At 52.1% G+C, this 13,174-nt stretch carries 10 protein-coding genes; all 10 read left to right on the top strand.

What is annotated here, in order from left to right; all coding sequences use genetic code 11:
- On the top strand, positions 1-318 hold a 318-nt coding region (locus tag ACWD4G_RS45170; RefSeq protein ID WP_451304506.1), incomplete at its 5' end, for a hypothetical protein.
- A gap of 90 nt (positions 319-408) precedes the next feature.
- The gene (locus tag ACWD4G_RS45165; RefSeq protein WP_451304508.1) at positions 409-702 is read left to right on the top strand and encodes a helix-turn-helix domain-containing protein; all 294 of its coding nucleotides are present in this window, start codon (positions 409-411) and stop codon (positions 700-702) included.
- The gene (locus ACWD4G_RS45160; protein WP_451304504.1) at positions 677-1,987 is read left to right on the top strand and encodes a hypothetical protein; all 1,311 of its coding nucleotides are present in this window, start codon (positions 677-679) and stop codon (positions 1,985-1,987) included. Before ACWD4G_RS45165 ends, ACWD4G_RS45160 begins: the two co-directional genes overlap by 26 nt.
- Positions 1,988-2,719: 732 nt before the next feature.
- The gene (locus ACWD4G_RS45155; RefSeq protein WP_451304502.1) at positions 2,720-4,147 is read left to right on the top strand and encodes an FtsK/SpoIIIE domain-containing protein; all 1,428 of its coding nucleotides are present in this window, start codon (positions 2,720-2,722) and stop codon (positions 4,145-4,147) included.
- Between the two features lie 65 nt (positions 4,148-4,212).
- On the top strand, positions 4,213-4,731 hold the full coding sequence (locus ACWD4G_RS45150; RefSeq protein WP_451304500.1) for a GIY-YIG nuclease family protein: 519 nt from the start codon (positions 4,213-4,215) through the stop codon (positions 4,729-4,731).
- A 678-nt stretch (positions 4,732-5,409) separates the two neighbouring features.
- On the top strand, positions 5,410-7,575 hold the full coding sequence (locus tag ACWD4G_RS45145; RefSeq protein WP_451304498.1) for a hypothetical protein: 2,166 nt from the start codon (positions 5,410-5,412) through the stop codon (positions 7,573-7,575).
- A 67-nt stretch (positions 7,576-7,642) separates the two neighbouring features.
- Positions 7,643-8,050, top strand: coding sequence for a hypothetical protein (locus tag ACWD4G_RS45140; protein WP_451304496.1), 408 nt, complete (start codon positions 7,643-7,645; stop codon positions 8,048-8,050).
- The gene (locus ACWD4G_RS45135; RefSeq protein WP_451304494.1) at positions 8,051-10,585 is read left to right on the top strand and encodes a DNA polymerase; all 2,535 of its coding nucleotides are present in this window, start codon (positions 8,051-8,053) and stop codon (positions 10,583-10,585) included.
- A gap of 192 nt (positions 10,586-10,777) precedes the next feature.
- Positions 10,778-10,945: a hypothetical protein gene (locus tag ACWD4G_RS45130; RefSeq protein ID WP_451304492.1), complete on the top strand. Its 168-nt coding sequence runs from the start codon at positions 10,778-10,780 to the stop codon at positions 10,943-10,945.
- Between the two features lie 1,516 nt (positions 10,946-12,461).
- Entirely contained in the window at positions 12,462-12,908 is a 447-nt protein-coding gene (locus ACWD4G_RS45125; protein ID WP_451304490.1) for a Pycsar system effector family protein, read from the top strand.
- Positions 12,909-13,174: the final 266 nt, after the last annotated feature.

Here is a 13,174-nt window from a genome sequence, read left to right as displayed (position 1 = left end):
ATCATGGCTTACGGCTCTCTCCGGATTAATCGCTGGAAGGGAGACGATGAAGTCACCCGAGATCAGGCAGTCCTTACGGCAGTAGCTGTAGGGCCAAATCTTCAGTTCTCTATTGCGGACGTTAAGCGACCGCAAAACAAGTGGGGAACGAAGAAGGAAGAGAACATTTCTGATGAAATGTTCGGATCTTCTGAAGAAGATTCTCAGGAGTCTAAGCCACCTTCTGATGTCACTTCGACGGAAGAGAAGACGGCTATTCCTCGTTCGCGTACTCCGCGAAAGAGGGTGCCCTCTAAGACTCAGGCTAAGACTGAGTGAGAACATGAATGCGTCGATAAGAGAGGAGTGTGTAACACACACTCCTCTCCCCATCAGAAGGCAGAGGGTAATTACGTGTCTGACGAAGAAATGAAGGACTTTCTTCGGATGCGCTTGCAGCCCAAATCTTCGTATGAATTGCCCCCAGTAGAACGACGTAAGCTGTTGCGTCAAGCATTCGGCCTATCTCAGCGTGAGCTAGGAGAACGAATCGGCGTATCAGACGCGTCTATTTCTACATGGGAATCAGGCAAGAGTACGCCTAGAGGTGAAGCGCGAAAGCGCTACATTGCGTTCTGCCGTGCAGCCGAAGAAGTGCTAAGGGAACTTGAACAGAAGGAAGGAGGAATAAGCGTCGATGAGTCTCCGGAGGAAGAAGAGTAATCCGGTATCTCTGAAGAAGACTGACAATGAAGCGCAGTCGAAACCGAGAACATCGATAAACGTTGAAGTTATCGGTAAACGTGCGTCAGTCGTTGCTTACGCTTTCATGCTCGGGGCGATTGGAAGTATTTTCGCTCTGTCATGGGAAGGACTTACCCACTTCGGTCAAGAAGTTCTAGGACTTGACGGATGGATGGTCCACATCGTTCCCGGTAGCCTTGACGGTGCAGTCATCATGTTTGGCTGCATGGCTATCGTCTCAATGATTGACAATGAGAACGCGTCAGGATTGCGGTTTCTCGTACAGTTCTTCGCCGTTGTATCCGCTGTATTTAACGGGTATCAAGGGTGGAAGGGTGCGACTGGCGATAACCGGTATTTCGCCGGAGCCTATTACGCTGGTCTCTCCATTCTAGTAGCGCTTATCTCGCATTGGATGTTCCGTCGAATCCGTCGTGCAGCACGGATCGATAGCGGAACACTCAACGTAGGAACAGCGCACTTTCCTTTGGCGGAATGGATGAAGTTTCCGTTCCGTCGTTGGGGCGCTCGAACGCTTGCGCTTGAGTACGGGATTACCGATCCAAGGGTTGCAATTACGCTTGAAGCTTCCCTGAAAAATAGGATCGATCCTCGTATCATGCTTGCGCTAGAAGCGCACGGTAAGAATCCGGAAACTCGACTGTATGAGTTCTTCCTTACTCCTGACGAAAGTAACGTCAGTGAGAAACAAGGAAGAGGCAAACGTCAAAAGACGGATATGCAACTTCTCACCGATTCTCAGACAACCGAAATTCTGAAAGGTCTTCTCACCAGTGAGAAAGTCGATGAGAAACCACTTCTCACCGGTGAGAAAGTCGCGATAAACGGTGAGAAGATAGGTTCTCATGCGGGAAAAGCGACTTCGTTAGACGATGGACACGACGAATCGTCTAACGAGCCGGACACCACGTCGGCCCCTGGTGAGAACGGCGAGAATTCCCGTGAGAAGATCGATAAGCCGGTGATAAGTGCTGGTCAAGAGGGTCTTTGCGCTCTCTGTGGGTCGACAGGTTCTCAGGTCGACCCGTCGGCATGTCGGCATGTCGAGAACATCTCTGCGATGAGAAGTGGGGAAGAAGCGGCTAGGTTCGCCATGCGATACGTAGGAACTGACAACGGAATGGACGTCGTACGATGGTTGCAGTCGCACGGCTCTAAGTCGAGTCAGGGAACGATTTATCGTTGGTGGAATGCTGCACTGAAATCCCCATCGCTTCGTCTCGTCAATGAGAAGAACGGATGAGAAATGGTTTCTCACATCGGTGAGAAACCATTTCTCATAAGTGGGAATGGTTGCGGTGGTGTTTCGCAGTGAGAAATGCGGAACACTCGCCGGAGTCATTTCGACTCGGCTTAACCCGCGTACATAGGAAGGGGAACACCTATGAACAATCTTACGTGGGGTGCGGTAATCCTTATTGCTCTTCTGTTGTTCAAGCGGAATCCGCGTAAGTATGAACGACAGAGGGGGATAGGGATATTCGGCCTTGCGTATCTGTCTCGCAGTCTACGGCGAAACTCAAATGCGTCTACTGAGAACACCACGCTGACATACGAGCAAATCGAGAGTAAGCGAAGTCGGAATGCAGTGTTCAAAGCAATACTGCTTTTCATCGTTATTTGGGTCTACGCTGCCATGCACGGATGGGGCAACGGAACTCAGATCACAGTCTACGCGTCGATTCTGACGGGTATTGTCTGTGTACTCGTTCGTATGTGGACGGATCATCATCGAAACGTAGTGATGCCGTTCTACGTGACGTTGTGCCGGATGCGGAATGCAACGTGGCCGATGGACCAAAGGGCTTCCCGATGGGTCACGATTCCACGTGCAGCCGCTAGGACTGGCATTCCGCCATTGGTTGCGTGGTTCCTCACGTCGGGAACGGTAACCTTCGGTCGTTCGGAACCCTTGTCGGAGGAAGAACGACGGAAAGGAAAGCAGAGGACAGTACGAACAATTCGCGTAATTCCGATGGGTATGCAAGCGTGGCTGCGCGAGCATTCCGGATGGGCGGATGTCCTCTGGCCGGTAGGTAGGGCAAGCGTTGGCGTACGGTTGCCGAAAGACATGAACGCAACCGGGGATTTGCTAACACTGATTCAAAGGCTCGTTGAGTCGCGTTTTCCTGGTCAGTGGGTAATGCAGTCTAATACGCGGAAGTTCCGCCTTAAGTTCGTCCCGACGAAACCGATTCCTTCACTGGTAGCTCTGCCCGATCACTGGATTAAAACGGCGAAGAAGTCGAAAGAATTCGCCGTTCCTATCGGCATGGTGGACGATAAGACGTGGTCGTTCATCGAATTGGAATCCGAAACCCCTCACACTCTGGTAGCGGGGGCAACCGGCTCGGGTAAGACGGTCACAATTACCATGCTTATTGCGTGGGTTCTGCTTCATGGCGGAATTGTGGACGTAATCGACCCGAAGCGAGTCGGATTCGCAGACCACCGAAAAGGCAAAATCGATTTGCGCGGACTGCCCAATGTCCGGATTCACACAGACCCCGAATCGTGGGAATATGTGGTGACGGAATACAAGCAGTCAATGGACAGGGTCTATGCAGACCTTGAAGCGGGAGCCGACATTGACGACCGCTTGACGTACCCGACGCGTCTCCTAGTGATTGACGAAAAGGGTGCGTATACCCGCGCGATGCGTTCGCACTGGAAGCGAAAGGGAGGGAAGGGTATTCCCCCCACGTTCGACTTTGAAGACGACATTTTGCAACAGGGTCGCTTTGCCCGTCACTTCTTGGCTGTCGGTGCACAGCAAGCCAACGCATATGTACTTCGAAGCACGGACGCACGATTCAACTACGGTGCGAAAATCGGTGCCGGACCGCAAGACGCAATGAGTTGGCGAATGCTCTTCGGTGGAAAGCGTCAGCCGACCCCGGTTTTGAAGGGTCGGGGATTCTGGAGTAACGGTGCCGAACCGGTGCCGATTCAGTTGACGTATATCACGCAAGAGCAAGTACAGCGGATGGCCTTTACCGGGGACGCTCTAAGGCGAGAATGGATGGCCGAACGGACAGCCGTCCCGGCCTTCCCGGTTGAGGCTCCCACAGAGCCCCTGTCGGCCCCTGTGGGTGTGTACCAGTCCACTGACCCTCATGTGCCCGTACCAGGGCCGGAGACGTCTTCTGACCCGGGTCTTCCGGGGCAGAGGGTCAGTGAGCCTGCCCTGATAGTGGGTCTCGAAGAGGCAGCAACCTTCCTCGGAATGCCGAAGGATGCGTTTGTGACAGCCCGAAAGCGGAACCCAATTGAGGGCGAAACAAAACAAGGCCGTCGGCCCGCATGGAATGTTGTGGACTTGCGGGAATGGCACTCTAAGCGGCCTAGGGCTGGAAAGCGCGAACTTCCTCCGACAGAAGTAATTCTGAAGAAGGAAAGTTAGAGGGAACGGCCGATCACTTACGAGTGGTCGGCCGTTCTCAACTCTCTATCTGAGAAGGTGAGTTAGTGGAAGGGTTGGAGTTCGCACGTCTCTTGTCTGGACTTAATCATTCTCCAATTGTGTATTTCATTCGGATGGGCGATCGAGTGAAGATCGGAACCACTACGAATCTAGTGCGTCGGGTAAATGCTTTATCTCTTGCTCTTCCCGACGTAGTGAAAGTGGTTATGGGCGGACAAGAGACAGAAGCCCTATTGCACAAACAGTATGCCGAATATCGAGTGTACGAAAATCGAGAATGGTTTGACGTACGCGGAAAACTTGCAGAAGACTTGCCTACCCTAGGGTCACGTCGCACAGTAGCTATTCCAGACGAAGCGAAAGGGCTAATCGTGGGAATTGACGCTGCGGCAAGCTTCCTGGGCATGTCCCAAGAGGCATTTATTGGTGCCCGAAAGCGAAATGCAATTAAGGGTGAAAGGAGGATAGGCAAACGTCCGGCATGGACAGAAGCAAGTCTGAAAGCATGGCATTACGAACGGCCTAGGGCAGGAAAGCGAAATCTCAAGCCGAACGCAGCATAGGAAGTGGTATAGAAGTACGTTAGGTCATCCGAATTCGTTCGGGTGGCCTTTCGTATTCCTGTACGCATCCGGGCGACAGGAATTAGTGAAAGGCACGTACATGAGTTCAGGAGGTAACAACGGGTTCTTTTCGGCAGTCCAAGAGGCGTCCGCCGGACAGATTGTTTTGTGGATAGTTCTCATCTTGGCTGTCGTCTGGGGATTCACCGCTCTTACGGCAATGGTTATCGGGATGCTTATCGCGCTTGCTATCTGCGCTATCTGCATCACGGTGATGATTGGGTTTATCCGACCCATGATGCCGAGGAACGACAAGAATTCCGACTAGAGATCTGCCGACGTCCGAGTTGAAATCGCAGTGACTCAGAGTGACGAAATGGGGCAGCTGGCCGTAACGGGGAGTAATCAACTCCGGGCGGTCGAAAAACCATGATCACAGAGCTAGGCTGAGATCACGTCGGTTTCCTCCCGAACGTGCAGCGAGCCCCTAGGCCATCACGTCTAGGGGCTCGCGCGTATTTTCGCAATTCCGAATCTCGCCAAAAGACCCTCGGAATTGCTGTCCCAATCGAGAACGGGAACTGAGAGCGAGTATAGCGAATGTCCGACCCCAACGGAACAACCGGCAGTGGATCATACGTCCCGCCCAATGGTTGGGGCGGAACCTCTACTAATGACGTGACGGAAACGACGACGGATAGCATTCCTTCGCAACGCGATTGGATGGCGGACTGTGTACGGATTCCGTTTCCTAATACTGAGCTTTACGAGATTCCGGATGAGAAGGAACTGAAGCAAGACGGAACGAAGTGGGTAAAGACTTACACACTCACTCGCTCCGGTCCGGAACGGTCGCTTCGGCGGAATCTCGTGATCCCTGGCACGGTTCAAGTTGAGGCGATTTACCAGCCAGCCGAACTGACGGAATTCAGGACGAAGTCAAAGACGAGTGAAAGTAACTTGAACTACACTCTCCGAATTGACTTGGGAGACGCTAGCCCCGAACCGATCGTAGGCACTGTCTCTGACGAAGACATGATGGCTATGGGAAACAAAAGCGGTCGATGGGTGCGAAAGCTTGAAGTACAGCACTTCATCCATTCTCGTCAGTACCAAAGCCTAAAGTACGTCGTATGGGCTAAGGCTCGCGCTGGTCTGCAAGACGGAACGTTGAGGAAAGAAGAAGTCTTCAACGAGCTTGGAATGTTCCGCGCAATCGAGCCCGATCCGAAGTCGGACGGTGAGCGGTACGTGTTCCTCACTCCGGGCACGAATGGAGCCCTAGCAGAAGACGGATGGGAAGCCCGTTACAAGGCTGAACTTCCCGTGGCATTGCAAGACAATGCACGCGTCGCTAGCTTCGGCTACTGTCCGGCGAAGAAAGAACGGCTAAAGGAGTCGCTAGCAGAGCTTCTGAAGCTCTACGGAGTGACACCAAAACATCCGTGGATCGGTGCCGGATTGCTTGGCACAACAGGGCTTGCACCGATGTATGGAGTGCACCGAAGTGCACAAGTGGCATTGGCCATCGTAGGGCCGACGAAACAAGGCAAGACAACACTTGCCAAGTTGGTTCTACCGAACCAATCACCGACCGAACGCGGCGGAAGTACGATCGAACCAACGATTAACGCGCGGTCGGTGAAGAACGGTTCGACCGCATGGGGTATCGCGAAAGCTACCTCACATCTCGGCGGATTCAGCGTCGTAATTGACGACATGATTACGCCTCAACACATGTTGCCCATGAACGCGAAACTTCTTCGCGATGCTGTGGGAAACATCGAAACACTCGTAAGCAAAATCAACGGTGGCGGTGCAATCAAGGGTGGCGGATTCGATCCGGACACAAAGGAAGCCAAGCTACAGAAGTTTACGAAGCCGAAAGCCTCGCTGATTCTGACGCTCGAAGACTTCCCGCGTACACCGGAATATGAGTCGGTATTCAACCGAATGGTTGTCATGACTCACGAGTCAAAAACGCACTCAAGCCTAGACGTTCTCCAACGTCTTTGGTCGGAAGAATCAGAAGGACTTCGATTCAACGCACAGTGTCACTATGTGCAAGAGCTTATGCGAGACGCAGAACTCTTCGACTCGGCATGGAAAGAAGCGGGAGAAATCACGGACCGTTGGGAGTTTGCAGACTTCGAACGAGAACGTGATAACTACCGCCGACTTCTCACCGGAAATATTGCGCTCTTGAAAGTCGCAAAGAAGGTGGGAGTCAAAGCGCCTAGCATCGAAATGGTCGCCGGATGGTTGTACGAAGCCGCAAAGCTTCAAGAAGCGTGGGGAGTCATCGAAACGGAAGCAGAAGAGAATGACCCACTAAATCTCTTCCGTGCCGAGTATTACACGCAACTGACAAGTAGCAACCTAGGGACTTATACAGTCCCGAATAAGACGGCGGATCTCAGGACGATCACATATCCTGAAATCGAAGACCTAGGGCCGCTCGAATGGCATCACCTAGGGTACTACGCAAATCCGGGTCAAGAAGGAGTCGACGACGAAGCGGATTCAGAAAACTTGTATCCGTCGAAAATGTCGGTCTATCCCTTGAAGAAGGGGGCTCCGGTAGGGCTTTTCATCGCGCATAAGGGCGGACGTAGGCCACCAAAGTTTGTACGCCGTTTTGAGTACACTACGGCGGAATTCGATCGTCTCTATCTGAGGATGGAAGAAGGGCTGAAGCGACGTGGGAAAGGTCTACCGTCAAAGGTAGATTTCTTGCGTCTTGCAGAAGCCGCTAGCGTCGGTCAGAAGACGAAGAATTCGCAAGGAAAGCCGGTCGTTCAAATCAATGCGGATTGGCTTTCTCAGGTGGGCGACTTCGCGTAATAGATGGCGCAATCTTCTTCGGAAGATTGCGCCATCTGCGGTTGATAGAAAGGAGGAATGAAGCGAAATGCCTTTGCCCGAAGGTGCGACGTATGCGGACAAGCTTACGCGTACGCTGGTTCGTCTGGCAGACGGACGATTGGTTACGCGTGCCGAAGCGATGAATATCGGTGCACAGGAAATCGATCCGTTCTTCCGAACTGATTACATGTTGCGTCAGGCTCGGAAGGAAATTAAGTCTGCTCAACGGTCGGATCGGTACCGGCAGGATCATCGGGAGATTCGGCGGAATAATCCGGATGTTCGGCAACGGGATATTGACCGCGTGATGTTGCGTCTTTACGCGGAGAGGCAGCGTCAGCAGCAAGCCGGACGACGGACGATGAAGGGCGGAGACAAGTCAATGGGTTCGGCTATTCAAGAGTGGAACGCTCTTGTTGGTCGTGCAGTCGGTAAGGATTGGAGTCGGTACTAAATGCTTCCCTGGTTTCGGTCGGATATCAAGCAGATTGTTTCTGTCGATGGCGAAGGTAATGACATCGATGGAGTGCACGCGTACACGATAATTTGTGCGGCGGATGATAGGGGCTTTGAGAAGGCTCTTATTCATGACGGAAGTCGTCGTGAGCGTGACGAAACCAGGATGGCGAATCACGGTCTTCCGACGGTAGACATTCTCGAATTCTTGCTGAATTGTCAGCAGTATAATTCGACGTTGGTTGTGTCGTTTGCTTTCGGCTATGACGTGACTAAGATTCTGTCCGACGTTCCGGAAGACGTTTTGCGGAAGATTTCGGATGCCGGGGGAAACGGCGGAATCAAGTGGGGTAAGTACGAGATTCGCTATCGGCCGAAGAAGTGGTTCGAAGTAACGGACCTTTCGGCCGGTACGAAGCGAGTCGGTGACCGTACGAAGTACCGTCGCAGTGTCCGAGTGTGGGACGTGTTCACGTTCTTTCAGTCGTCGTTTGTCAATGCCCTTTGGGGTGCAAAAGAACTCTTTGATACGGAGTTCATTCGGACGATCGCTGATATGAAGGCGAAACGTTCTCAGTTCGAGAACGAATCGACGGAAGATATCTTGGCGTACTGCTACAGCGAATGCCGGTATCTGTCGATTCTGTGCCGTGACCTGTTGTCGCACATGGATCACGTCGGGTTGCAGCCTAATACATTCGACGGTCCGGGCGCGTTGGCTTCAACGTGGTTTACGCAAGAGGGAATCAAGAAGTACATTTCGTTTGCCGAACTGCCGGAAGACGTAGCACTAGCCGGTTATTACGGCGGACGATTCGAGATTTCTCACGTCGGGTACGTGGGGGATGCGTGGGCGTACGACATTAACAGTGCGTATCCTCACATCACGCGAAACCTTCCCTGTCTAGTTCATGGGAAGTTTCGGAAGGTGGATCGGTTCGAGCCTGGCAAGGTTGGAATCTATCGGGTAGGTGCACGGACACAAGAGCATAGGTGGGCACCTTTTCCGTTCCGAGTGCCGAAGGAACTGTCTCGGGAACAGAGGGAAGAGAACAAGCGGAATGGTGTTCCGAGTAAGGCGGAAATCGATCGGAATATCTCGCTTCTGACAGAAGGTACTGTCTGTTATCCCCACGGTGGTCAACGGTGGGTTTGGCAAGACGAAGTCGACGTAGCAATCAAGCACTATGGGCCGGACGCAATTCCGATCTATGAGGGTTACGTCTTTGATCAGAAGTGCGATCACAAGCCGTTCGCGAAGTTGACGAGTCTCTACGAAGAGCGAAAGCAACTGAAGAAAGCCGGAAACGGTGCTCAGAAGGTGCTTAAGCTTCTGATCAATAGCCTATACGGAAAGACGGCTCAATCGATCGGGTGGCGACTCGTTCAACGGAACGGCGAATGGACAGCAGAGCGACCGCCGTTTCAATCGTACATTTGGGCGGGGCTCATCACGTCGGGTTGTCGTGCAATGGTGCTTGACATGGCATTGCGCGAAGGTGCAGACGTTGTGTCGTTTGCAACAGACGGCATTATTTCTCGCACAAAGATTGACGGAGTAGAGAACTCTTCTGAACTCGGAGAGTGGGAAGCAGAGCAGTACCGAAACGTCTATCTGTTTCAGTCGGGTATCTATACGTACGAGTCGTACGACAAGGTACTAGACGAAAGCATGAATCCCACAGGTGAGAAAGAGTGGAAGCAGCACACGAAGACTCGCGGTTTCGCATTGCGAGATCTTCCGGCACGGAAAATCATCGACGCATGGAACGACGGAGCATGGTACGTAGAAACCGACCCGTATAACCATGTAACCGGTGAAGGACCTAGGGCATTCATTCCGCTGAAGCTAGGTCTTCAGCGAAAGGACCCTCTGTCGGTTATCGGTGAGTGGATTCCGTCGAAGAAGCGTATTTCGTTTGACCCTTCTAAGAGGGTTGGACACTACGTAATTGGAGACGACTTCATGCCGGATCGTACGGGAAACCTGTTCCTGACAGACCCGTATGAGTTGGACGAAGAAGCTGTCTCTTCGCCGTACGTCCCGAAGCAGACATGGGAAGACATCATGGAAGGACGTTTGCACGAAGACGAAGAAATCGAAGCGGACGTAGAGACGGAATTGACTCCGGTACAGAACCCCCGACCGTTCCGCGTATTGGTCACCGGATCACGTGATTGGGGGAAGGGATCAGCAGTCGACCGAAAGCGTCTCGAAACGGCTCTGCGGGCCGTCTGGGAGGCTCACAGCCCTAGGGCAGTCCTGGTGTCCGGCGCGTGCCCCACAGGGGCTGACAGCCTCGCTGAGAGGCTGTGGGAGTCATGGGGTGGGGTCGTAGAGCGGCATCCTGCCGACTGGCGTTCCGGTCGGTCCGCCGGACCTAGGCGGAATCAGCGGATGGTCGACAGTGGTGCAGACGTTTGTCTTGCGTTTATCAAAAACGCATCACGAGGGGCAAGCGGATGTGCACTCATGGCTGAGAAAGCCGGAATTCGAGTCGAAAGGCACGAAGCTACGAATCAGAAAGGATAAGGCACTATGGCAAGTGCGAAAGCGGAGAATCCTCCGAAGGGTGAATGTCGCCAGTGTTGGCGACACGCGTACGACCGATCGATACACCGGGCACTTAAGCCACGGGAAGACTGCGGACCGTGCGTGGATCACATGAACAACGGTCATGGAAACATGATTGTCACCTGAGAGAAAGACCGAAAGGTAGGCAGAGTGAACACGGAAGACGAGAGCTTCGAAATTCCGCCGGATCTCGACAGGATGCTTCCTCACGAAATCACGGAATGGCTCGCGACCGTGGAAGAAGACGAAAATTCTACGGAAGCACAGGTAATCAAGGCACAAAAAGCAGTACGAAGCGCACTCGGAGTAGACGACTAGGCTAGGCTAACCCCAACATGTGGAAGCCCCTACCATTCCAAGCATGGTAGGGGCTCCCGCACACAGTATAGGGGAGTCATGCCTAGGGCACCGAAAAAAGAGGAAGACGCCAACCAAACGTGTATGCAACCGGTCGACGGAAAACGGTGCGGAAAACCGGCTAAATATGCCCTAGCTATCGAATTTCACTTCTTCCATGAAGAAGTAGAAAAGTACGACGGAATAGGATGGTTTACGTGCGGAGATCACAGGTACGATATGACTGTGACTTTCCAGTTGCGTGAGCTAGACAGATAGTCGGTCGCAACGGGGGTTGAATGCACGACGAAACACAAAGGTTAGCCATAACTCTAGGGTTGCTACTTCTTATAGGCGGAGTCCTCATAGGAAGTCGACTCATAGGAGTATGGCTAACCTTTGGTATTTCAACGACAATAATTGTCGGAGTTTATGCGAGAACTCAGGTAAAGCGTGAGATCGAAATACGACGGTTCATCCGGAAAATGCGACGCTGGTAAGGAGTCAATATGTGGTTGTATTTGCTTCGAATACTCGGATGGCGCGGTTTCCTATTTCTCATCTTGCTAGGCATAGTTTTCGGAGCATGCAGCGGCGGAAGGTGAACCATGGACGGATACCGAATCGTACCGAAGTGTACATGCATATTCTGTGGGAGGTATTGGCGATTCCTTCCGTGGATTGTGGCTGCAATAGTAGTCGGATTACTTCTGTTCTTTAAAGGCGGAAGGTATCCGGTATACGTCGATACGATGTTCTCGCTTGCAGTAACTTCGTGCGTATTTTGGGCGAGTCAAAATGCACTATTCAGGATTCAAGAGCGGCACGGGAAGCCCTTTCGAATCGATGAAGAAACTAAGTGAGAGAGCAAAACGAATCTCACGAGCGGCGGACATTGCAATAAGTCGGATGCCATGGCCTAGCGGTCCGGTCTGCTTTCACGACGTACAAACCAAAGCATACGAACACTTTGGAATGAGCGACGTAACCGACTGGGAAGCCATGGCATGGCTTGACGCACGTCTGTACTTTCGCGGATGGCTATTCAATGCATGGCAATGCAATAGGACACACGAAAGTTAGGTGAAACTCGATGATTCGTTATCGAGTAACGTTCAACGGATTTCCTCCGAGCAAAAGTCAGTATGTGTACGTAGTTGGTGCACCGACCGGAAATGAAGAAGAATCCGAAATCATAAGTGCAGCGTACTATGCACATAGCCAAAACATCAAAGACGGAGTAGTCACGGAAACGGTAGACGTACGTCCGTCGACTCACGTAATCGAGAGGATTGATGATGACGAATCGGAATGACATTCCGACTCGAAAGTCAAACGAAGCAATCTTAGACGAGAAAATGACGAAAGCGGGTTGTACATACGTCGAAACAGAAGTGTTAGACGACGGAAGTGCAAACGTCACGTACGAAACGGAAGATGGAAAGTACGTTCGTGTTCACGTACGAAGTGACATCGCAGCTTCTGAAAGCGGTGAATAGTGGCAACCGAAGAGCGGTTAGCAGATGCCATAGCCGACACCGAATCTCAAATCGTTAAGGCAGATAGCAAAGCGGCATCTGTCCTCACATTTGATGGCCTATTGGTTGCGGGAGCATCGCTAATGAGTAGCGGTGATAACGTCGGTGCATTCGGAACGATTCTTGAAGTCGTAACCGGATTACTCATCGTAATTTCGGCCTCTTTAGCTCTCAGTGTCATTCGACCTAGGCTAAACGGTGGAGACAAACAATCATTCGTGCATTGGGCGACGTTGCAAAACGGTGAAGAGGTAGACGAGTCGCTATGTGATGCACCTGCAAAGACAGAACGAATCCTCATTCTGTCCCGGATTGCACTTCGGAAGATGCGTCTATTGCAAAAGGCAATAGACACATCACTCGGGGCAGTAATCGCTCTTCTTCTGACGATTGCAACGACGTTTTAGACGTCGTATCTGTCGTAAGAAACGAGCAAGATTGATAGCGGAACAATGCATAATTGATCGTCGAAAGAATCCCCGAATTCCATTATGGAATTCGGGGACTTTTTTATGTCAAAATTAGGGATAAATAAATGCTAAATTTTATGCGCGAATTTTCGCGCGAATTTGGAACGGAATTTAAGACGGAATCAAAAACGGAATTGCGGGAGCAATGGGGGGCTGGGCGCGGAGACCGTCGTACCGGGGCACGGGCCGGTCACCGATCCGTC

It is taken from the genome of Streptomyces sp. NPDC002643 (assembly GCF_053592555.1).
The sequence above is the reverse complement of the archived record's forward strand: the minus strand, read 5'-3'. Positions and strand labels throughout refer to the sequence as shown.

Bases quoted from the DNA above. Each gene is read 5' to 3' on its own strand.
- ACWD4G_RS45165 (WP_451304508.1), top strand. From the start codon at position 409: ATGAAGGACTTTCTTCGGATGCGCTTGCAGCCCAAATCTTCGTATGAA.
- ACWD4G_RS45140 (WP_451304496.1), top strand. From the start codon at position 7,643: ATGCCTTTGCCCGAAGGTGCGACGTATGCGGACAAGCTTACGCGTACG.
- ACWD4G_RS45155 (WP_451304502.1), top strand. From the start codon at position 2,720: ATGGGTATGCAAGCGTGGCTGCGCGAGCATTCCGGATGGGCGGATGTC.
- ACWD4G_RS45160 (WP_451304504.1), top strand. From the start codon at position 677: ATGAGTCTCCGGAGGAAGAAGAGTAATCCGGTATCTCTGAAGAAGACT.
- ACWD4G_RS45135 (WP_451304494.1), top strand. From the start codon at position 8,051: ATGCTTCCCTGGTTTCGGTCGGATATCAAGCAGATTGTTTCTGTCGAT.